The organism is Nguyenibacter vanlangensis (genome assembly GCF_038719015.1).
Classification (GTDB): domain Bacteria; phylum Pseudomonadota; class Alphaproteobacteria; order Acetobacterales; family Acetobacteraceae; genus Gluconacetobacter; species Gluconacetobacter vanlangensis.
In genome coordinates this window covers 3,033,414-3,053,316 of sequence record NZ_CP152276.1, presented here as the reverse complement: position 1 = coordinate 3,053,316, position 19,903 = coordinate 3,033,414, and the positions used below count along the sequence as shown (strand labels likewise).

Annotated in this window: 19 protein-coding genes and 2 tRNA genes; 13 read left to right on the top strand and 8 right to left on the bottom strand. The window is 69.2% G+C overall.

What is annotated here, in order from left to right:
• Window positions 1–114: 114 nt before the first annotated feature.
• Together AAC691_RS14235 and AAC691_RS14230 are read right to left on the bottom strand one after the other, a co-directional pair.
• Entirely contained in the window at window positions 115–567 is a 453-nt protein-coding gene (locus tag AAC691_RS14235) for a Rid family hydrolase (RefSeq protein ID WP_342627389.1), read from the bottom strand.
• Between the two features lie 46 nt (window positions 568–613).
• Window positions 614–1,012: a hypothetical protein gene (locus tag AAC691_RS14230; protein WP_342627388.1), complete on the bottom strand. Its 399-nt coding sequence runs from the start codon at window positions 1,010–1,012 to the stop codon at window positions 614–616.
• On the opposite strand from AAC691_RS14230, the gene AAC691_RS14225 reads away from it, so the two are divergent.
• Window positions 998–1,147, top strand: coding sequence for a hypothetical protein (locus tag AAC691_RS14225; protein WP_342627387.1), 150 nt, complete (start codon window positions 998–1,000; stop codon window positions 1,145–1,147). The genes AAC691_RS14230 and AAC691_RS14225 overlap by 15 nt on opposite strands.
• Before the next feature lie 27 nt (window positions 1,148–1,174).
• Here AAC691_RS14225 and AAC691_RS14220 read toward each other — a convergent pair whose 3' ends face one another.
• Window positions 1,175–2,146, bottom strand: coding sequence for a quinone oxidoreductase (locus AAC691_RS14220; protein WP_342627386.1), 972 nt, complete (start codon window positions 2,144–2,146; stop codon window positions 1,175–1,177).
• A 43-nt stretch (window positions 2,147–2,189) separates the two neighbouring features.
• The gene (locus tag AAC691_RS14215; protein ID WP_176638929.1) at window positions 2,190–2,663 is read right to left on the bottom strand and encodes a methylated-DNA--[protein]-cysteine S-methyltransferase; all 474 of its coding nucleotides are present in this window, start codon (window positions 2,661–2,663) and stop codon (window positions 2,190–2,192) included.
• Window positions 2,664–2,799: 136 nt separating this feature from the next.
• On the opposite strand from AAC691_RS14215, the gene mnmE reads away from it, so the two are divergent.
• The 7 genes from mnmE (at window position 2,800) to AAC691_RS14180 (ending at window position 11,523) form a co-directional block, all read left to right on the top strand.
• Window positions 2,800–4,119, top strand: coding sequence for a tRNA uridine-5-carboxymethylaminomethyl(34) synthesis GTPase MnmE (gene mnmE, locus AAC691_RS14210; RefSeq protein WP_342627385.1), 1,320 nt, complete (start codon window positions 2,800–2,802; stop codon window positions 4,117–4,119).
• Between the two features lie 16 nt (window positions 4,120–4,135).
• The gene (gene mnmG / locus AAC691_RS14205) at window positions 4,136–5,998 is read left to right on the top strand and encodes a tRNA uridine-5-carboxymethylaminomethyl(34) synthesis enzyme MnmG (protein WP_342627384.1); all 1,863 of its coding nucleotides are present in this window, start codon (window positions 4,136–4,138) and stop codon (window positions 5,996–5,998) included.
• Entirely contained in the window at window positions 5,995–6,618 is a 624-nt protein-coding gene (rsmG, locus tag AAC691_RS14200; RefSeq protein ID WP_342627383.1) for a 16S rRNA (guanine(527)-N(7))-methyltransferase RsmG, read from the top strand. Before mnmG ends, rsmG begins: the two co-directional genes overlap by 4 nt.
• Window positions 6,619–6,622: 4 nt before the next feature.
• Window positions 6,623–7,420: a ParA family protein gene (locus AAC691_RS14195; RefSeq protein WP_176639979.1), complete on the top strand. Its 798-nt coding sequence runs from the start codon at window positions 6,623–6,625 to the stop codon at window positions 7,418–7,420.
• Window positions 7,417–8,352, top strand: coding sequence for a ParB/RepB/Spo0J family partition protein (locus tag AAC691_RS14190; RefSeq protein ID WP_323989341.1), 936 nt, complete (start codon window positions 7,417–7,419; stop codon window positions 8,350–8,352). Before AAC691_RS14195 ends, AAC691_RS14190 begins: the two co-directional genes overlap by 4 nt.
• 86 nt (window positions 8,353–8,438) lie before the next feature.
• Window positions 8,439–8,514: transfer RNA gene (locus tag AAC691_RS14185), tRNA-Lys, on the top strand.
• 159 nt (window positions 8,515–8,673) lie between these two features.
• Entirely contained in the window at window positions 8,674–11,523 is a 2,850-nt protein-coding gene (locus AAC691_RS14180; RefSeq protein ID WP_342627382.1) for a bifunctional YncE family protein/alkaline phosphatase family protein, read from the top strand.
• 109 nt (window positions 11,524–11,632) lie between these two features.
• On the opposite strand, the gene AAC691_RS14175 is transcribed toward AAC691_RS14180, so the two are convergent.
• Together AAC691_RS14175 and AAC691_RS14170 are read right to left on the bottom strand one after the other, a co-directional pair.
• A complete protein-coding gene (locus tag AAC691_RS14175) occupies window positions 11,633–12,055 on the bottom strand; it encodes a DoxX family protein (protein ID WP_342627381.1) in 423 nt (140 codons plus the stop codon).
• Window positions 12,056–12,202: 147 nt separating this feature from the next.
• Window positions 12,203–12,844 (bottom strand): arylesterase, encoded by a 642-nt coding sequence (locus AAC691_RS14170; protein WP_342627380.1) that lies wholly within the window; start codon window positions 12,842–12,844, stop codon window positions 12,203–12,205.
• A gap of 67 nt (window positions 12,845–12,911) precedes the next feature.
• Here AAC691_RS14170 and AAC691_RS14165 point away from each other — a divergent pair, with 67 nt between their 5' ends.
• Window positions 12,912–13,769 (top strand): ATP-binding cassette domain-containing protein, encoded by an 858-nt coding sequence (locus AAC691_RS14165; RefSeq protein ID WP_342627379.1) that lies wholly within the window; start codon window positions 12,912–12,914, stop codon window positions 13,767–13,769.
• Complete coding sequence (locus AAC691_RS14160; RefSeq protein WP_342627378.1) at window positions 13,766–16,339, top strand: FtsX-like permease family protein; 2,574 nt, start codon at window positions 13,766–13,768, stop codon at window positions 16,337–16,339. The genes AAC691_RS14165 and AAC691_RS14160 overlap by 4 nt, the downstream gene beginning before the upstream one ends.
• A gap of 98 nt (window positions 16,340–16,437) precedes the next feature.
• Here the strand turns inward: AAC691_RS14160 and AAC691_RS14155 are convergent.
• Together AAC691_RS14155 and AAC691_RS14150 are read right to left on the bottom strand one after the other, a co-directional pair.
• Window positions 16,438–16,513: transfer RNA gene (locus tag AAC691_RS14155), tRNA-Ala, on the bottom strand.
• 76 nt (window positions 16,514–16,589) lie between these two features.
• The gene (locus AAC691_RS14150; RefSeq protein WP_342627377.1) at window positions 16,590–17,228 is read right to left on the bottom strand and encodes a Maf family protein; all 639 of its coding nucleotides are present in this window, start codon (window positions 17,226–17,228) and stop codon (window positions 16,590–16,592) included.
• A gap of 431 nt (window positions 17,229–17,659) precedes the next feature.
• On the opposite strand from AAC691_RS14150, the gene hemE reads away from it, so the two are divergent.
• From hemE to hemJ, 3 genes are read left to right on the top strand one after another with little or no spacing between them, the layout of a single operon-like run.
• Window positions 17,660–18,724 (top strand): uroporphyrinogen decarboxylase, encoded by a 1,065-nt coding sequence (hemE, locus tag AAC691_RS14145; RefSeq protein WP_323989350.1) that lies wholly within the window; start codon window positions 17,660–17,662, stop codon window positions 18,722–18,724.
• The gene (locus AAC691_RS14140; protein WP_342627376.1) at window positions 18,725–19,441 is read left to right on the top strand and encodes an HAD-IA family hydrolase; all 717 of its coding nucleotides are present in this window, start codon (window positions 18,725–18,727) and stop codon (window positions 19,439–19,441) included.
• Window positions 19,438–19,887, top strand: coding sequence for a protoporphyrinogen oxidase HemJ (hemJ, locus tag AAC691_RS14135; RefSeq protein ID WP_342627375.1), 450 nt, complete (start codon window positions 19,438–19,440; stop codon window positions 19,885–19,887). Before AAC691_RS14140 ends, hemJ begins: the two co-directional genes overlap by 4 nt.
• The last annotated feature ends 16 nt before the right edge of the window (window positions 19,888–19,903 follow it).

The window sequence follows — 19,903 nt, the reverse complement described above, 5'->3', positions numbered from 1 at the left end:
CCAAATTCTTGGTAAGGCGCTGACGCTTGAGGCTGACCAAGGCCATCAGTTGCGTCGAAGCGACGGAATAAAACGCTCCACCATCTCTATATAAATGGCCTTAGTACTTGATGATTACTTCGATTTGACGGCGATACCCATCACCTCAAAATGCGCGCCACCCAGCAGGCTGCGCGCTCCGATGAAAGCGCGAGCCGGCATTGATCCTTTGAAATAGGTCCGATAGACGGCGTTGAACGCCGCGAAATCTTTAATATCAGAAGCAAAGATCTGTACCCATACGAGGTCGTCCATGGTGAGGCCGGCATTTTCGACAGTCTTTTTGATGCTATCAAGCACCATTTTAGCGCCAATTGTCGCGTCGGCACCCGGTTTACCTGTAGCAGGGTCATGGTCGGTAGTACCGGCGATATAGAGGGTATTACCGGCTAAAACGGCGCCGCTAAATGGCGGAGCATTGGTCAGACTCGCCGGCACTCCCTCGGGCGCAAAATGCTTAACCTTTGTCGCGGCCTGCGATGCGGTGGCGAGCAGCATTGCAAGGAGAGCGGGAGCAACGTAGCGCATGATTACCTCTTTATAAAAAATTTATGGAAATACCGTATCATTACGATTACTTTATAAAAAGTTCTTTGCTGCGCTCGCAAGTTTTTTTCTTGGTGTACCAACAAATATGGTGCCGTTGCAGGCTTCTCCGTCGCATGCGCATTTTGGATCGCGACAACCATGGCTGTGCGTCGTAATTGGCGATCAAAACGAGCAAATGACGACCAGTGAAGACATACACGACACCGCGCTTCCCGTAAAAAATTAGCTCGAAGCCTATAACGCCCGCGATATCGACGCTTTCATGAAATGGTGGGCCGCAGACTGCAAATATTACGAATTCTCCGCTCGCCTGCTGGCCGACGGCGCCGCCGAAATCCGGGCCCGCCACATCGCGCGCTTCCAGGAACCGAACCTGTGCGGCAGGCTGCTGCACCGCAGCGTCGTCGCCATGGTCCTCGATCATGAAATCGTCTCCCGAACCTTCCCCGAAGGTCCGGGCGAGATCGACGTGATCGCGATCTATCAAGTGAAAGACGCGAAAATCCATCAAGCCTGGTTCAAGCTCGGCACACCCCGCCTGCACGCCGGACCGACTTGACCTGCCGGACAGGGCAGCCCGGCCGGGCTACGGCACCAGGATCGTGCTGCCCGTCGTCGCCCGCGCCTCCAGCGCCTGCTGGGCGGCGGCGGCCTCGGCCAGGGCGAAACGCTGGCCGATCCTCACCGCCAGCGCCCCCTGTCCGATCATGTCGAACAACGCGGCCGCGCCCTTCAGCAGGGCCGGGCGTTGCGCGATATAGGTCGCAAGCGTCGGCCGGGTCAGGTACAGGCTGCCGCGCGTGGCCAGCATGCCCGCCGATATCCCCGTCACCTCGCCCGAGGCGTTGCCGTAACTGACCATCAGCCCGCGCGGCGCCAGGCAATCCAGGCTGGCGACGAACGTCTCCTTGCCCACGCTGTCATAGACCACCGGCACCATCGCGCCGTCGGTCAGCTTGCGCACTCGCGCCGCCAGATTGTCATGCCCGACCAGAATCTCGGCGGCGCCGTTCTGCCGCGCCAGCTCGCCCTTGTCCTCGGACGAGACCACGCCGATCACCCGCAGCCCCAGATGCCGCGCCCACTGGCACATCAGCAGCCCGACACCCCCCGCCGCCGCATGCACCAGGATCGTCTCCCCGGCCTTGGCCTGGTACACCTCTTGCAGCAGCATATGCACCGTCAGCCCACGCAGCATCGCCGCCGCCGCCGTATCGAAGCCGATATCCGGCGGCAGGGTCACCACCCGGTCCGCCGCGATGGTGCGCAATTCGGCATAGCTGCCCAGCGCGCTGGGATAGGCCACGCGATCGCCGGGCGCCAGGCCGGTCACGTCCGCGCCCACCGCCTCCACCACGCCCGCGCCCTCCATGCCCGGAACGGCGGGCAGGGACGGCAGCTTGTAGATCCCCTTGCGAAAATAGATGTCGATGAAATTGACCCCGATCGCCTCCTGCCGCAGCAGGATCTCGCCCCGTCCGGGCACCGGGTCGGGCAGCATGTCCAGCGTCAAGACCTCGGGTCCGCCGTAATCATGGATGCGCACTGCCCTGTACATCGCAATTTCTCCCTTGAATTTCAGGTTCGGATAAAGATTTGTCTTAAAACAGATCGGCCGGATGCGCCGGGATCGGCGCCCGCTCCAATTCCAGCAGATACAATTTGTCCGCCAGCCCGCCATCGCCCGAATAGCCGCCCAGCCCCCGGGCGGCGACCACCCGATGGCACGGGATCAGGATCGGAATCGGGTTGGCGCCATTGGCCTGCCCGACCGAACGCGGCGACCCGCCGGCCACCTGCGCGATGTCGCGATAGGTCCGGGTCTGTCCCGGCGGGATCGCCCGCAGCGCCTGCCACACCGCACGCCGATAGGGCGTGCCGTACGGGGCCAGCACCAGGTCGGAGAAATCATCCGCCGCCCCGTCGAAATACGCATCCAGCCGGTCGCACGCCGCACGGAGCAGGTGCGTCTCGTCCTGGTCGCGCCCCCAGCCCCAATCCAGGGCGACGATCGCCCCGTCTTCCTCGGTCAGGGTCAGATCGCCCAGCGGCGAATGCATCGAAAGTTGCGGCATAGTATGATCCCGGGCCCGGCCCGTCCCAATATCGTTCTGGCTGCGCATTTTGTACTCTTCCGCCGCCGGATGCGACATGCAACAGGGTGCGAGCACCCGCAACCGAAGCGCCGCAACCAGAAAGGACCCAGGCAGCATGACGCAGACAGGCCAGGCGCCCATCTTCGCGCTGGCGACCGGGGCAGGGCGCGCGGCCATCGCCGTACTGCGCCTCAGCGGCACCGGCACCGGCCCGATCCTGCGCGCCCTGTGCGGCACCCTGCCGGAACCGCGCCAGGCATCGCTGCGCGGGCTCTGGCGCCGTGCGGCAGGTGCCGAACCGGTCCTGCTGGACCGCGCCCTCGTCCTGTGGTTTCCCGCCCCGCGCTCCTATACCGGCGAGGACAGCGCCGAACTCCATCTGCATGCCGGCCCGGCGGTCATCGCCGGGGTCGCCGACGCGCTGGTGGCGCTGGGCGCCCGTCCGGCCGAACCGGGCGAATTCACCCGCCGCGCCTTCGCCAACGGCCGCCTCGACCTGATCGAGGCCGAAGGCATCGCCGACCTGATCGACGCGGAAACCGAGGCCCAGCGCCGCCAGGCCCTGGGCCAGGCCGACGGCACGCTCAGCCGTCTCTATGAAGGCTGGGCCGACCGCCTGCGCACCGCGCTGGCCCATCAGGAAGCCCTGATCGACTTCCCCGACGAAGACCTGCCGCCCGAAGTCGAATCCGCCCTGCTGGCCGAACTGGCCGCCTTGCGCGACGCGATGCGGGCCCATCTGGACGATGCCGGCCGGGGCGAGAAACTGCGGCGCGGCCTGGTCTTCACCATTGTCGGGCCGCCCAATGTCGGCAAATCCAGCCTGCTGAACGCGCTGGCCGAACGCGACGCCGCGATCGTCTCCTCGATCGCCGGCACCACCCGCGATGCGATCGAAATCCGGGTGGTGCTGGGCGACGTGCCCGTCACCCTGATCGACACCGCCGGCCTGCGCGAGACCGAAGACGAGATCGAGGCCGAGGGCGTCCGCCGCGCCCTGTTTCACGTGAAACAGGCCGATTGCGTGATCGCCGTGACCGACGGCACGGCGCCTCCGTCGGACCTCCCGCCCGGCGCCCTCCTGGTGCGCAACAAGATCGACCTCGCCGAACACGCCCGGCACCAATCCCCCGAGGGCGCCCTGGCCGTCAGCGTCCGCCAGGGTACCGGCATGGACGCTCTGCGCGCCGCCCTGGCCGACCGTGCCCGCGCCTTGACCGCATCCCGGGCCGGGCCGCCGCTGACGCGGGCCCGCCATCGTGCCGCGATTGAAGAAAGCGCTGGCCATCTGGCCCATGCACTCGATATGGACTGGCCAGAGATGCGGGGCGAGGAACTGCGCCTGGCGATGCGCGCCCTGGGGCGCCTGACCGGCCGGGTCGATGTCGAGGATCTGCTCGACACCGTGTTCGGCCAGTTCTGCATCGGCAAATAGGAAGGAGCGGGCAGGGGTGAGCGGCGAATATGACGTCATCGTGATCGGCGGCGGCCATGCGGGGTGCGAGGCCGCCGCTGCCGCCGCGCGCTGCGGCGCGCGCACGATGCTGCTGACCCATCGCCGCGACACGATCGGCGCCATGTCGTGCAACCCGGCCATCGGCGGCATCGGCAAGGGCCATCTGGTGCGCGAAATCGATGCGCTGGACGGGCTGATGGGCCGCGCCGCCGATCGCGCCGGCATCCATTTCAAGCTGCTCAACCGCTCCAAGGGCCCGGCGGTGCACGGCCCGCGCGCCCAGGCCGACCGTTCGCTCTATCGCCGCGCGATCCAGGACCTGCTGGCCGAGACCCCCGGTCTCGCCATCGTCGAGGGCGCGGCCGGCGACCTCATCCTGGACCAGGCCGGACACGCCGCCGGCGTGGTGTGCGAGGACGGACGCCGCTTCGCCGCCGGCGCGGTGGTGCTGACCGCCGGCACCTTCCTGCGCGGCGTCATCCATATCGGCCATGACAGCCGCCCCGCCGGCCGGGTGGGCGAGGCCCCGGCCCACGCGCTCGGCGAACGGCTGCAGGCGCTCGGCCTGCCGATGGGCCGGCTCAAGACCGGCACGCCGGCCCGGCTGGATCGCGCCACCATCGACTGGGACGCTCTGGCCGAGGATCGGGGCGACGCATGCCCCGAACCGTTCAGCCGCCTGACCGGCCGGATCGCCAACCCGCAGATCGCCTGCCGGATCACCGCCACCACGCCGCGGACCCATGCACTGATCCGCGACCATCTGCATCTCTCGGCCGTCTATGGCGGGGCAATCGCCGGACGCGGCCCGCGCTACTGCCCGTCGATCGAGGACAAGGTGGTCCGCTTCGCCGAACGCGACAGCCACCAGATCTTCCTCGAACCCGAGGCCCTGCCGGGCAATCCGGGCGGCGATCTGGTCTATCCCAACGGCATCTCCACCAGCCTGCCGGCCGATATCCAGGAACGGATGATCCATTCGATCCCCGGCCTGGAGCGCTGCACCATCGTCCGCCCGGGCTATGCCGTGGAATATGATTATGTCGATCCGCGCGCCCTGGCCCCGACCCTGGAACTGCTCGCGCTGCCCCGCCTGTTCCTGGCCGGCCAGATCAACGGCACCACGGGGTATGAGGAAGCCGGCGCCCAGGGCCTGCTGGCCGGCATCAATGCCGCTCGCCGCGCCGGTGGCGCCGACTGCGTCACCATCGATCGCGGCAGCGCCTATCTGGGGGTGATGATCGACGACCTGACGACCCAGGGCGTCTCCGAACCCTATCGCATGTTCACCTCACGCGCCGAGTACCGGCTCAGCCTGCGCGCCGACAATGCCGACCTGCGCCTGACCGGACGCGGCATCGGCTGGGGCTGTGTCGGTGCCGCCCGCGCCGCCCTGTTCCATTCCGATGCGGCCGCCATCGCCCAGGCCATGGACAGGGCGGGGCAGGAAAGCTACCTGCCCGACGCCCTGCACCAGGCCGGAATCGCCGTCTCGGCCGACGGCAGGCGGCGCAGCCTGCGCGACGTGCTGGCCACCACCGCCACTCCCGACGCCATCGACCGCATCGCGCCCTGGTTCGCCGCCCTCGACTCGCGCGTCCGCCGCCATGTGGAGACCGAATCCCGCTATAGCGGCTACCTGCTCCGCCAGCAGCGCGAAATCCGCCAGCTCGAGGCCGAAACCCGCATCGCCCTGCCGCCCGATCTCGATTATCGCCGCATCGGCGGCCTCAGCATCGAAATGCAGGAACGCCTGGCCGCCGCCCGCCCCGCCAGCTTCAGCGCAGCCCAGCGCATTCCCGGCATCACCCCCTCGGCGCTGATGGCGCTGCTCTCTCATTTGCGGCAGGCGGCATGACGTTTCACGTGAAACATCAGGACGCGATGCCCGACGATCTGCGCCGCCGGCTCGATGCGTTCGCCGCCATCCTCACCCGCTGGAACGCCCGCATCAATCTCGTCTCGCCGCGCGATCTGCCCCACCTGTGGGACCGCCATATCGCCGACAGCCTGCAACTGGCCGACCTGGTCCCGCCCGGCGCGCGCCTGGCCGACCTGGGCTCCGGCGGCGGCTTCCCGGGCCTTATCATCGCGATCGCGACCGGGACCGACGTTACCCTGATCGAATCCGACCAGCGCAAGGCCGCCTTCCTGCGTGAGGCCGCGCGCGCCACCGGCACCAGCGTCACCGTGCTGGCCTCCCGGATCGAGGACGCCGACATCCCCCAGGTGCAGGTCGTCACCGCCCGCGCGCTCGCCGCCCTGCCGCAACTGCTCGACTGGGCATCCCGTTTCCTGGCTCCGGACGGATTTTGTCTGTTCCTCAAGGGCAGAAACGTCACCGATGAGTTGACCGCGGCCGCCGCCGGCTGGCACATGACCATATCCCGATTGCCGAGCCGCACGAACGCGGACGGCACCATTCTCAAACTGGGTAACATCAGGCGTGCCAGACACTCAGAACGCGCACAGGGCTGACGGCGTGCGCGCTCCTCATATTCTCGCCCTCGCCAACCAGAAGGGCGGCGTCGGCAAGACGACGACAGCCATCAACCTGGCCGCCGGCCTGGCGGCGCAGGGTTTCTCCGTCCTGCTGATCGATCTCGACCCGCAGGGCAATGCCTCGACGGGCCTCGGCGTGGGCTATGATTCCCGCCGCCTCGGCAGCTATGCCCTGCTGACCGACGACACCGCATCCGCATCGCTGATCCAGGCCACCGAAATCCCCGGCCTGTCGATCATCGCCGCCGATACCGAACTGGCGGGCGCCGAACTCGAACTGGTCGCCCAGGACCGGCGCGAATTCTGCCTGCGCGACGCGATCGCCCGCATCAGCGGCGGCTTCGACGTCATCCTGGTCGATTGCCCGCCCAGCCTGGGCCTGCTGACCCTGAACGCGCTGGTCGCCGCCACCGGGGTCGTGGTCCCTCTGCAATGCGAATTCTTCGCGCTGGAAGGCATCAGCCAATTGGTGCGCACGGTCGATCGGGTGCGCCGCGCCTTCAATGGCGGGCTGCATGTCGCGGGCATCGTGCTGACCATGTATGACCGGCGCAACAATCTCTCCGAACTGGTGGCCGAGGACGCGCGCGGCTTCTTCGGCGCGCAGGTGATGGACACGCTGATCCCGCGCAATATCCGCATCTCCGAGGCCCAGAGCCACGGCCGCCCGGCCATGGCCTATGACCCGAAATCCAGCGGCGCCGCGGCCTATCAGGCCATGGCCGACGAATTGGTCACCCGCCTGGGCCTCACCAGCAAGAAGGCGATCGGGGCATGAGCACCAAGAAGGACCAGGCCCGCCCGCGCCTGGGGCGCGGCCTTGCCGCCCTGCTGGGCGAACAGCCGCCGGCCATCGCGCCAGGCGCTCTCCCTGGCACGCCCTCCGGTGCTCTCCCTGGCGCCCCCCCTGGCGCCCCCCGGCCCGAACGCGACCGCCCGGCCACCCTGCCCGTCGATTTGCTGGAGCCCGGCCCCTTCCAGCCGCGCCAGGCGATGGAGCCCGAGGCCCTGGCCGAACTGGCCGATTCCATCCGCACCCGCGGCATCCTCCAGCCGATCCTGGTCCGTCCGCACCCCGAACGCGACACCACCTACCAGATCATCGCCGGCGAACGCCGCTGGCGCGCCGCCCAGATGGCCGCGCTGCACGAGGTCCCGGTCCATATCCGCATCCTCGATGACGGCGACGCCATGGCCGCCGCCCTGGTGGAGAACCTCCAGCGCGCCGACCTCAATGCGATCGAAGAGGCCGAGGGCCTGCAGCGCCTGCTGCGGGATCACGGCCTGACGCAGGAAGAACTGGCCGGCGCGCTGGGCAAGTCGCGCTCGCACGTCGCCAACATGGTCCGCCTGCTCAACCTGCCTGCCCCGGTGCGCGCGGCCCTGCGCGACGGCAAGCTGACGGCCGGCCACGCCCGTGCCCTGCTGGCCCATCCCGACCCGGTCGCGGCGCTGAAGATCGTGCTGGAACAGGGCCTGAATGTCCGCCAGACCGAGGCCCTGATCCAGAAAGCCGTCCGCCAGGCCCAGGCCGTCCCGGCCAAGCCGGCCGAACGCAAGGATCCGGAAATCCAGGTCCTGGAACGCGACCTGTCCTCCCGCCTGGGGCTCAAGGTCCAGATCGCCTTCGACGGCAAGGGCGGCTCGATCCGCATCCAGTATAATTCGCTCGACCAGTTCGACTCGGTCCTCGCCCGGCTGAACACCTGATACGGCAGGCATTTTTTTCGATAAAACCGCTTGCCCTCCCGGGGACGTGCTGTTAGAAGCGCGTCACCCGAAAGGGACCACTCCATGGGCGCATAGCTCAGTTGGTAGAGCAGCTGACTCTTAATCAGCGGGTCCAAGGTTCGAGTCCTTGTGCGCCCACCATGGAGTCTCCGGACAATCCGGCCCCATCCTTCCATGAAGAATTCATGTCGGTCCCACCGGACCTGGCGACACGTCCCCTGTTCTTCCCTATCCATGGGGCATCGGCGGGGCCGCGCCCGCCCGCATGAAAGGGCCCACATGAAAGGGAAGGAAACCGGCATGTCCGCATGGCGCCGCCTGACGACGGCTCTGCTCGTTACCATCTGGCTCGTCCCGCCGGCCTCGGCGCGGGCCGATGACGACGACGCGGCGCAAGCACCCCGCCTGCCGTCCGGCCAGTTCCTCACGCCGGCGGCCGCGACCGGCGCCATTTTCCGGACACTCGACCCGGGCAGGCCCGCCGACCGGCCCGATGCCCCGCATATCCTGGCCGGCCAGGCCATCACCACCGCCCTCAGCCCCGACCGCCGCACGCTGGCGGTGCTGACCAGCGGCTACAACACGACCTACGGCACGGACGGCAAGCCCGATCCGGCGCTGTCGTCCGAATATGTCTTCCTCTACGACATCACCGCCCACGTCCCCGTCCAGCGGCAGGTCCTGCGCGTGCCCACCGCCTATGCCGGCATGGCGTTCGCGCCCGACGGGCAATCGCTCTATGTCGGCACCGGCGGCGGGGATTCGGTCCTCGCCTTTACCCGCGCCGCCCGCGGCTGGGTCGCTGCCGGCCCGCCGATCGCGCTCGGCCACGGCGTCCAGGCCCATGGCCTGAAACAATCTCCCAGCACCGCCGGGCTGGCGGTCAGCCCCGACGGCACCCGCCTGTTCGTCGCCAATCTGTTCAATGACAGCCTGTCGCTGGTCGATCTCGCCCGGCACCGGGTCATCGCCGAGCGCGACCTGCGCCCCGGCACCGAAATCCCGGCCCGCACCGGGGTACCGGGCGGCGAAACCCCGTTCTGGGTGGTGGCGCGCGACGCCGCCAGCGCCTATGTCGGCAGCCTGCGCGACCGGGAAATCGACCTGGTCGCCTTCGGCGCCACTCCGGATACGGCCCGGGTCGCCGCCCGGATTCCGGTCATGGGCAATCCGACCCGCATGGTCATGAACCACGCGCGCACCCGGCTCTATGTCGCCGCCGACAACGACGATTCCGTCCATGTCATCGACACCGCCCGCAATGTCGTCATCGGCCGCATCCCGGTCGCGGCACCGCCCGGATTGATGCCGGCGCGCGAACGCTATCGCGGCGCCGCCCCCAATGCGCTGGCGCTCTCCGATGACGAAACCCGGCTCTATGTCAGCCTGGGCGGCGAAAACGCGATCGCCGTGGTGGCCCTGGCGGACAAGGGAAGCACGGGGCGGGGCCGCACCCTGGCCCTGCTGCCCACCGGCTGGTACCCCAATGACGTGGCGCTGGCCGATGGCTGGCTCTACGCGATCAACGGCAAAAGCGACCCCGGCCCCAATCCGGGCAATTGCGCCACCGCCGCAAAGCGCATCCAACCCGCCCCGTCCTTCCTCGCCGCCTGCCGCCGCAACCAGGGCGTGCTAGCGCTCGAAGCCGCCGGCCTGCTGGCCGAACCCATCCCCTCCGACCATGACCAGGACGAACTGACCCGCCAGGTCGCCGCCAATGACGGCTTCACCGCCCGTCCGCCGGAGTCCGACCAGCGGATGATGGCCGCCCTGCGCGCGCGCATCCGCCACGTCATCTATATCGTCAAGGAAAACCGCACCTACGACCAGATCCTGGGCGACCTGTCGCCCGGCAACGGCGATGCCGCAATCACCGAATTCGGCGCGCCGATCACGCCGAACTTCCATGCCATGGCCGGCAATTTCGTCACGCTGGACAATTTTTTGACGTCCGGCGAGGTCAGCGGCAATGGCTGGCAATGGAGCACCGCCGCCCGCGAAAGCGATTTCAACGAGAAGACGATCCCGCTCGCCTATGCCGGCCGCCCCACCCACATGGTCTATGACCCGGAAGGCCAGAATCGCGGCGTCGATGTCGGCATCGCCGCCCCGGCCGAACGCCGCGCCGCCGAACCGGCCCTGCCCGCCGATCCCGACCTGCTGCCCGGCACTCATGACGAAGACGCGGTCGACGGCCCCGGCGACGACGACACGCCCGAGGACATCCAGCACGGCTATCTTTGGGACGCCGCGCTACGCAAGGGGCTCGGCGTGCGCAATTACGGCTTCTATCTCGACCTGTCCCGCTACGGCCAGGCCGATCGAAACGCCGCGCCGATCCCCGAGGACCCCGATCCGCACGCTCATCATCTGCGGGTCGCCTTCCCCAGCAACCCGCGCCTCGCCCCGCTGACCGACCCGTATTTCCGCGGCTTCGACAACGCCTTTCCCGATACGCTGCGCGTGCGCGAATGGCGGCGCGAATTCGACGCCTATGTCGCAAACGGCCGCCTGCCGGCCCTCAGCCTGGTGCGGCTGATGCACGACCATATGGGCAGCTTCGCCACCGCCATCGACGGGGTCGATACGCCCGAACTGCAACAGGCCGACAATGACTACGCGGTCGGATTGCTGGTCCAGGCGGTGGCGCGCAGCCGCTACCGGGACTCGACCCTGATCTTCGTGCTGGAAGACGACGCCCAGGACGGTCCGGACCATGTCGACGGCCACCGCTCCACCGCCTATGTCGTCGGTCCCTATGTCCGGCACCACGCCGTCATCTCGACCCGCTACACCACGGTCAACATGCTGCGCACGATCGAGGACATCCTGGGCATCGACCATCTGAACGTGAACGACGCCTATCAGCGCCCGATGACCGACCTGTTCGACCTGCGGCAGAAGGACTGGCGCTTCACCGCCATTCCCTCCGCCTATCTCTACGCCACGCACCTGCCGCTCCCGCCCCGCCGCCAGGCGGCGCTGACCCCGCGCAGCACGCATGACGCCACCTGGTGGGCCCTTGCCACCGCAGGCTATGACTGGTCGCAGGAAGACCGCATCCCCGCCGTCGCGTTCAACCAGTTGGTCTGGCAGGGGCTCTACGGCAGCCGGGCCTATCCGTCGCGGCGCGGCATGCGGGCGGATTGATGCCGGGTTCGCCCGGGGGGTCCACCCCTGGACCTCGCCAAAGGCCGGGGGCTTTTGTCATGAGGTGCAGGGGTCCGTGACCCCTGCCGGGTCCGGCGGCGTCCGGATTTCAGGCCGCCGCGCGGGGCCGGGTGACGGCGAACCGGCCCGCCCCCACCGCCGCCAGCGCCAGCAGGCCGCCGACGATGCTGATATTCTTGTAGAAATGGATCATGTTGTCATAGCGCATCATGCCCGACATCGACCAGAACGGATGGCCGATCAGCCCGGTCACCAGCGTATAGACCGCCAGCGCCAGCGCCACTTCCGTCGTCAGCGCCCCGGCCAGCAGCGCAAGGCCAGCCCCCAGTTCGGTCACCGTCGCCACCGCGGCGGAAATCGCCGGGAACGGGGCATGGGTCTGTGCCATATAGGCAACCGCGCCCGAAAAATCGGTCAGCTTGCCCCAGCCCATCACCAGGAACAGCACCGCCAGCAGCAGGCGGGCCAGCAGCAGAACGACATCGCGCATCGTCGCATTGATCGTGAACATCGCAGGTCTCTCCAGTTTTCCCGGGCCATGTCCCGCCGCCCCTCGCGCCGGTCTCTCGCCCCCGTCCTTCTGTTCGAAACCGTATCGGCATCATCGAAACCGATAAATAGAAACAAAGTAAATCTATAGTTTCCAAAAATTACCGATCTATCCCGGACCGCCGGACAGGGCCCGCCCCGCCCGTGCCTGCTGCGCTAACCGCTCCACCACCGGCACCAGCCGCCGCACGATCACCGCGACCCCGGCCGGGTCGGGATGGATATGGTCGGCCTGCACCAGGTCCGGATGCGTGGCCACCCCGTCCAGGAAGAACGGGTCCCACAGAATGCCCGGCCGGCGCGACAGCCGGTCGAACACCGCGCGAAAGGCGCCGGCATAGGCGGTGCCCATGTTCGGCGGGGCATACATCCCCGACAGCAGCACCGGCAGATGCGCCTGGGCCAGCCGGTCCAGGATCGCCGTCAGGTTCCGCTCCATCCGCGCCGGGTCCAGCCCGCGCAGCCCGTCATTGCCGCCCAGTTCCACGATCACGGCGTCCGGCTGGTCGCCCAGCGCCCAATCCAGCCGCGCCAGCGCGTCGGCGCTGGTATCGCCCGACACGCCGCCGTCCAGGATGGTGATCGCATCGCCGCGCGCTGCCAGCGCCGCCTGCAGGCGCGGCACGAAGGCATCGCGATGCGCCAGCCCGTACCCGGCGGTCAGCGAATCCCCCAGCGCCAGGATCCGCACCGGCCGTTCGGCCGCGCCCGCCGGCATGCCGCCCATACCCAGCACGAGCACAAAAACCATTCGGACGATTCGCCCGCGCCATGTAGCGTTGAGACGGCGGACCCACCCTGTGTCGGAAGAAGAGCGCATGGACAGCGAAGGATTCCTGAACGGACGGCCAACCCTGGTGCAGGCGGATGACCTGTGGCTGACAGTGCCGGCCCATTCCGGCAGGGTCAACCCGGCCCGGAACGGCACACACACCCATCCTGGCGCACACCCTGGCGGGAACACCGGGGAAAGGGCTGGGGGCCTGGCCATCCTGCGCGGGATCAGCCTGCGCGTGGCCGAAGCCGAGGCCGTGGGCATCGTCGGCCCCTCCGGCTCGGGCAAGACCTCGCTGCTGATGCTCCTCGCCGGGCTCGAACGGCCCACAAGCGGCACGGTCACGATCGCCGGCACCCGCCTTGCCGACCTCGACGAGGACGCGCTGGCCCGCTTCCGCCGCCGCACCACCGGCATCGTCTTCCAGTCCTTCCAGCTTATCCCGACCATGACGGCACTGGAAAACGTGCTGGTGCCGCTGGAACTGGCCGGCCATCGCGACGGGGCCCGCGACGCCCGGGCGGCGCTCGCCGCCGTCGGGCTCGACCACCGGCTGGACCATCTGCCCGGTGAACTCTCGGGCGGCGAGCAGCAGCGCGTGGCTTTGGCCCGCGCCTTCGTGACCCGGCCGCGCCTGCTGCTGGCCGACGAACCCACCGGCAATCTCGACAGCCAGACCGGAAGCGCGATCATGGACCTGCTTTTCGGCCTGCAACGCCGCCACGGCACCACGATGCTGCTGATCACCCACGACCCGGCCCTGGCCGCGCGCTGCGACCGCCGCCTCGCGGTCCGCGACGGCCGCCTGGCCGAAGGGGGCCCCCACCCGGTCTCCAGCCCGCTTCCTGGCTCGCTCCCCGGCCCGCTGCACGGGGGCGCCGCGCGGCAGGCCGCGCCATGAGCCCCCTCGCCACCCTGCGCCTGGCCATCCGCCTGGCCTGGCGCGACATGCGCGGCGGGATCGGCGGCATGCGCATCGTCCTGGCCTGCCTGGCGCTGGGGGTGGCGGCGATCGGCGCGGTCGGCGGACTCCAGGTCATGATCCGCGACGGCATCGCCCAACAGCAGCGCAGCCTGCTGGGCGGCGACCTGTCCATCGAATCCAGCGACCCGTTCCCCCCCGACCTGGCCTCCTTTCTCGCGGCAAGCGGCGCCCGCGTCTCGCAGGTCGTGCGCCTGCGCTCCATGCTCTATGCCAGCCAATCCGGCGACGGAACGGGGGGCGACCGGATGCTGGTCGAACTCCAGGCGGTCGACGGCGCCTATCCGCTGGTCGATCACGTTACCATCGCGCCCCCGGCCGACCTGGCCCGCGCGCTGCGCCCCGCGGCGGACGGCACGCCCGCCCTGCTGGCCGACCCGCTGGTGATCGACCGGCTGCATCTCCGCCAGGGCGACGTCGTGCGGATCGGCACGGCCCGCTTCCGCCTGGCCGGCGCGCTGGCCCACAGCCCCGACAGCGCGGGCACGATCATGCTGGCCCCCACGATCCTGATCGCCGCCCCGGCGCTGGACGCGGCGGGCCTGCTGCAGCCCGGCGCCCTGGCCACCCGCGCGCTGCGCGCCGTGCTGGACGGTCCGGCCGCCGGCCGCGCCGCCCGCGCCGCCGCCCTGGCGCGGGCGATCGCCGTGCGCTTCCCCGACCAGGGCTGGCATGTGCGCGGCGTTGCCGACGCAGCCCCCGCGCTCGACCGCACCATCGACCAGGTCGCCCTGTTCATCCAGTTGATCGGCCTGGCCGCGCTGCTGCTGGGCGGGCTGGGGGTCGCGGCCGGCGTCACCGCCTGGCTCGACGGGCGCGGCCGCACCATCGCCATCCTGCGCTGCCTCGGCGCCTCGGGCCGCCTGGTCCGGCTGGTCTTCGGGCTGCAGATCATGGGGCTGTGCGCGATCGGCATCGCCGGCGGCATGGCGGCGGCCCTCCTACTGCCACCGCTGGCCGTCCATGCCCTGGCCGGGCTGCTGCCGGTGGACGCCGCCGGCCTGGTCCCGCCGCTGCGCCCCGCCCTGCTGGCCGGACTGTTCGGGGCGGTGGTCGCGCTGCTGGTCACGCTGCTGCCGCTGATGCGCGCCAGCGCCATCGCCCCGGCCGCCCTGTTCCACGACCAGGATCGTCGCCGCCCGCTCGGCGCCGCCGGCCGCCGGCGCAGCCTCGCCGCCATGGCGGCCTGCGCCGCGCTGCTGGGCCTGCTGGCGCTGGCCCTGACGGCGGACTGGCGGTTCCTGGCCGGCTTCCTCGCCGCCGTCGCGCTCGCCGCAGCCCTGCTCGCCGCCGCCGGCACGGCATTGGCCCGGGCCGTCGCGGCACTCCTGCCGCGCCTGGGCACGCGGCACGGCCGCCTCCGGCTGGGGCTCGTCCTGTTCGCCCGCCCGGGCGCCGCGACGGGCCGGCTGGTGGTGGCGCTGGGCGCCGGGCTCGCGGCCATGGCCACCATCATCCTGGTCGAACGCACGATCGCCGCCCAGTTGCAGGACCAGTTGCCGCGCAACGCGCCGTCCTTCTATTTCGTCGATATCCAGCCCGCCGATCTCGATCGGTTCGACGCCCTGGCCCGCGCCCAGCCCACGGTGCGTTCCATCGCGCAACTGCCCTCGATGCGCACCCGCGTCGTCGCGGTCGACGGCGTGCCGGCCGAACGGGTCGCCGCCACACCGCAGACACGCTGGGCCTTGCGCGGCGATCACGGCCTGACCCTGTCGGCCACGCCCCCGGCCGGAACGCATCTGGCCGCCGGCCAATGGTGGCCGGCCGATTATGCCGGGCCGCCTTTGCTGTCGCTGGATGCCGGGCTGGCCCGGGGCTGGGGCGTGCATCTCGGCACGACGATCCGGCTCAACGTGCTGGGCCGCGCGATCGATTTCCGCGTCGCCAGCCTGCGCGACGTCGCCTGGCGCTCCCTGCAGCTCAATTTCGCCTTCATCGCCTCGCCGGGCCTGCTGTCCCACGCGCCGCACAGCTTCATCGCCACCCTGGCCACCGACGGCCGGGCAGATCACGATGCCGGCGTGCTGGCCGCGCTGACCGACGCGCTGCCCGGGATCACCGGCATCCGCATCGCCGACGTGCTGGCCCAACTGGCCACCCTGGCCGGCCGCCTGGGCGGCGCGCTGACCGCGGCGGCGGCCCTGCTGCTGGCCTCGGGCGGGCTGGTGCTGGCGGCGACCCTCTCGGCCGGCTGGCGGCAGCGGGTCGCCACCGCCGCCATCCTGCGCGCGCTCGGCGCCGACGCGGGACAGATCCGCGCGATCTGGCTGCTGGAATTCACCCTACTGGGACTGACTGCCGGTGCGATGGCGGCGGCGATCGGCACGGCCAATGCCTGGCTGATCGCCCGCGCGGTCCTGCACATGCCCTGGCACGCCGACTGGCCCGCCCTGGCGGGTACCCTGGCCGTCACGCTCTGCGCCACCACGCTGTGCGGCATGCTGGTCTGGCGCCACGCGCTGCAGAGCCTGAAAAAAAGAGGATAAAGCGGAAAAACGCCGAACGGCACACGACAAAACGCGGCCGACCGAGGCATCCCCCGACCGCCGCGCACCATCGTGACTTATTGAAGCAGGCGGGAAACTGGTGGAGCCAATCGGAATCGAACCGACGACCTCCTGAATGCCATTCAGGCGCTCTCCCAACTGAGCTATGGCCCCGCCGGCACTGGCGCCATCCGACGCCGTGCGAGTGGGCGGGGTATAACCGTCGTCCGCTGCCTTGGCAAGCCCCTAATTACGACAGGATCACACCATGCTGGCGCAGGAATCCCAGCAACGGCAGCAGGGGCAGGCCCAGGATCGCCGCGTGCTCGCCCACGACGCGGTCGAACAGATGGATCCCCGCCCCCTCCAGCCGGTACGCCCCGACCGAGGACAGGATCGCATCGCCCTCCGCCGCCAGATACGCGTCCAGAAAACGCTCGGAAAATGGCCGCATCGTCAATTCCGGCCGCGCCACGTGCCGCCATATGATCTGCCCCTCGCGCATCACCGCGACCGCGGTGTGCAGCACGTGCGTCCGCCCCCGCAGGCGCAGCAATTGCGCCCGCGCCGCCGGCCGGTCGGCCGGTTTCTCGAACCATTCCCCCTCGCAGGCCAGGATCTGGTCGCCGCCCACCACCACGCTGCCCGGCGCGTGCACCCGTGCCGCCTTCATCTCCGCCAGCAGCAGCGCACAGGATCCGGCCGCCATCCCCTCGGCCCGCGCCGATTCCCGGATGCTCTGCTCGTCCACCCGCGCCGGACGCGATTCCACCGATAAACCGGCCTGTTCCAACAGCATACGCCGCGTCACCGACTGGCTGGCCAGTACTATCCGGGGCGACTCGGCCTGTAGAAACCCGCCGGCCGGTACTAATGACGAGTCGCTCATGCTTCACCTCTCCGTACTCGAAAAATCAAACCCTGTGCCCGACCTGCGCGAGTACTGGGGTACATGGGGACAGTACTCCGTATGCTTCTTGAGCGTACCGAGTACCGTGGACAACGCCCACGCGCCCCGTCACGGTGGGTTGTACACAGCCCCATGTCGGCATTTTCGGGATAACTCCCATAACCCCTTGGGAAACGGCCGGACAAAATCTGTACACCCTGTGGGAAAGACGGGGTACGTTTTTGGAAACGTGGGTACCCCGTCATCCACAGCCCTTATCACCCTCTTCAGCATTTCTTTCTTCTTATTTCATGTTTAGAGGTGTGATCCGAAATCCGGTGACGCCGTACCGGACCTTTCCTTCGGTCCTGTCGTCGCCCGCGAAAGTACGGGATACTCGTCCCGTCAGGACAGGAATGATCGGCACGGCGATGACGGACACAGCCAAACCACTCTTGCGGGTCCTCCAGGGCGAGGCCCTGTGGCCGCCGCCGCTCTGGCTGATGCGTCAGGCCGGCCGCTACCTGCCGGAATTCCGCGCCCTGCGCGACCAGGCCGATTTCATCACCCGCTGCATGACGCCGGACCTGGCCACCGAAATCACCCTGCAGCCGATCCGCCGCTACGCCATGGACGGCGCGATCCTGTTCTCGGACATTCTGATCCTGCCTTGGGCGATGGGACAGTCTCTCGAATTCGTCCCGGGCACCGGCCCCGTGCTGGGGGCCATCCGATCGGCATCCGACCTCGCGCGGCTGGATCCCAAACGCGTGCCCGACGCCACCGCCCCGGTGATGGAAACCCTGCGCCGCCTGCGCGCGACGCTCGACGGCCCCGATCCGATCGGCGCGGCCCGGGGCGGGCAGGTCACGCTGCTCGGCTTCGCCGGATCCCCCTTCACGGTCGCCTGCTACATGGTCGAAGGCCACGGCTCGCGTGAATTCGACGCCACGCGCGGCCTGGCCTATGCCGAACCCGCTCTGTTCGACCGGCTGATCGACATGCTGGCCCGGGCGACCGCCGACATGCTCTGCGCGCAGATCGACGCGGGGGCCGAGGCCGTGATGCTGTTCGACAGCTGGTCCGGCCTGCTGCCGCCCGCCCAGTTCCGCCGCCACGTCATCGCGCCGACCCGCGCGATCGTCCACGAGATCCGCACCCGTCGTCCCGGCGTGCCGGTCATCGGCTTCCCCCGCCTGGCCGGCGTGATGGCCGCCGAATATGCGCGCGAAACCGGGGTGCGCGTCATGGCGCTCGATACCGGCGCCGACATGGCGGCGATGGCCGAACTGGTGCCGCCCGACGTCACGCTGCAGGGCAATCTCGATCCGCTGCTGCTGCTGGCCGGCGGCGACGCGATGACGACCGAGGCCCGCGCCATCCGCGACGTCATGAAAGGCCGGCCGCATATCTTCAATCTCGGCCACGGCGTCGTTCCGGCGACACCGCCCGAGCATGTCGGCGACCTGGTCCGCGCCGTGCGCGAGGTCGGATAGATGCCGCCCGCGCCGACCCTGCCCCGCGCGGTCCGTCCGGACGGGCGCCTGCGCCTGGTGATCTTCGATTGCGACGGCGTGCTGGTCGACAGCGAAGGCCCGTCCTGCCGCGTCGTCGCCCAGGAACTGCGCCGGATCGGGCTGCATTACGACGACGACGCGGCGGTGCATCGCTTCGCCGGCCGCGCCCTGACCCTGATCAAGACCGAAGCCGAGGCCGAAACCGGCCGTGCGCTGCCCGACGACTGGGTCGCCATGGTGCAGGACCGTCTGGTCGAACTGATGCGCGCCGAAGCCCGCGCGATCGACGGCGCCCATGGGATGCTGACCGCCGTCGTCGGGCTCGATCTTCCGGTGCGGGTCGGCTCCAATTCCTCGATCGCCGAAATGGACGTGAAATTCGCCCGCACCGGCCTGGACCGTTTCGTCGCCGACCGCATCCATTCGGCGCGCGACATGGGCTGCCCCAAGCCCGATCCCGGGGTCTATCTGCACGCCGCCGAAACCGAGGGCGTCGCCCCCGACGAATGCCTCGTGCTCGAGGACAGCGATACCGGCGCCCTTGCCGCGCGGGCGGCCGGCATGGCCTGCGTGCTGCTGCGCCCGCTCCACCTGCCGGCGCCCGAATGGCCCGGCCTGTATCGCATCGCGCATTTGTCGGAATTCGCGCCGCTGCTGGAAGCCATCCTGGCGGAACAGGGCGGCAATACGCCATGATCGCCGGCCTGCTGCCCTATCTGGCTTGGCTCAAGGCCCTGCACGTCATGGCCCTGATCGCCTGGATGGCCGGGCTGTTCTACCTGCCGCGCCTCTTCGTCTATCACTGCCAGGCCGCACCGGGCTCGGGCGAGAGCGAGCGCTTCAAGGTAATGGAACGTAAACTTTTGCGGCAGATCATGAATCCCGCAATGATCTGTACGTTCCTCTTCGGCATTCTGCTGGCGTTGACCCCCGGCACGGTCGACTGGCATGCCGGCTGGTGGTACCTCAAGATCGCGGCGGTGCTCGGCCTGGCCGGCTTCCACGGCGCCTGCGCCGCCTGGCGCCGCGCCTTCGCCGAGGACCGCAATGTCCGGTCCGAACGATTCTACCGCGCGGCGAACGAAATCCCGACCCTGCTGATGATGGTCGTCGTCATTATGGTGATCGTCCGTCCGTTCTGAAAAAACACCCTGTTCA

Excerpts from the sequence above, each read along its gene's own strand:
- AAC691_RS14235 (WP_342627389.1), bottom strand. The coding sequence starts at position 567 with ATGCGCTACGTTGCTCCCGCTCTCCTTGCAATGCTGCTCGCCACCGCA.
- AAC691_RS14225 (WP_342627387.1), top strand. The coding sequence starts at position 998 with ATGGTCCTCGATCATGAAATCGTCTCCCGAACCTTCCCCGAAGGTCCG.
- AAC691_RS14230 (WP_342627388.1), bottom strand. The coding sequence starts at position 1,012 with ATGATCGAGGACCATGGCGACGACGCTGCGGTGCAGCAGCCTGCCGCA.
- AAC691_RS14220 (WP_342627386.1), bottom strand. The coding sequence starts at position 2,146 with ATGTACAGGGCAGTGCGCATCCATGATTACGGCGGACCCGAGGTCTTG.
- AAC691_RS14215 (WP_176638929.1), bottom strand. The coding sequence starts at position 2,663 with ATGCCGCAACTTTCGATGCATTCGCCGCTGGGCGATCTGACCCTGACC.
- mnmE (WP_342627385.1), top strand. The coding sequence starts at position 2,800 with ATGACGCAGACAGGCCAGGCGCCCATCTTCGCGCTGGCGACCGGGGCA.
- rsmG (WP_342627383.1), top strand. The coding sequence starts at position 5,995 with ATGACGTTTCACGTGAAACATCAGGACGCGATGCCCGACGATCTGCGC.
- AAC691_RS14190 (WP_323989341.1), top strand. The coding sequence starts at position 7,417 with ATGAGCACCAAGAAGGACCAGGCCCGCCCGCGCCTGGGGCGCGGCCTT.
- AAC691_RS14180 (WP_342627382.1), top strand. The coding sequence starts at position 8,674 with ATGTCCGCATGGCGCCGCCTGACGACGGCTCTGCTCGTTACCATCTGG.
- AAC691_RS14175 (WP_342627381.1), bottom strand. The coding sequence starts at position 12,055 with ATGTTCACGATCAATGCGACGATGCGCGATGTCGTTCTGCTGCTGGCC.
- AAC691_RS14170 (WP_342627380.1), bottom strand. The coding sequence starts at position 12,844 with ATGGTTTTTGTGCTCGTGCTGGGTATGGGCGGCATGCCGGCGGGCGCG.
- AAC691_RS14165 (WP_342627379.1), top strand. The coding sequence starts at position 12,912 with ATGGACAGCGAAGGATTCCTGAACGGACGGCCAACCCTGGTGCAGGCG.
- AAC691_RS14160 (WP_342627378.1), top strand. The coding sequence starts at position 13,766 with ATGAGCCCCCTCGCCACCCTGCGCCTGGCCATCCGCCTGGCCTGGCGC.
- AAC691_RS14150 (WP_342627377.1), bottom strand. The coding sequence starts at position 17,228 with ATGAGCGACTCGTCATTAGTACCGGCCGGCGGGTTTCTACAGGCCGAG.
- hemE (WP_323989350.1), top strand. The coding sequence starts at position 17,660 with ATGACGGACACAGCCAAACCACTCTTGCGGGTCCTCCAGGGCGAGGCC.
- AAC691_RS14140 (WP_342627376.1), top strand. The coding sequence starts at position 18,725 with ATGCCGCCCGCGCCGACCCTGCCCCGCGCGGTCCGTCCGGACGGGCGC.
- hemJ (WP_342627375.1), top strand. The coding sequence starts at position 19,438 with ATGATCGCCGGCCTGCTGCCCTATCTGGCTTGGCTCAAGGCCCTGCAC.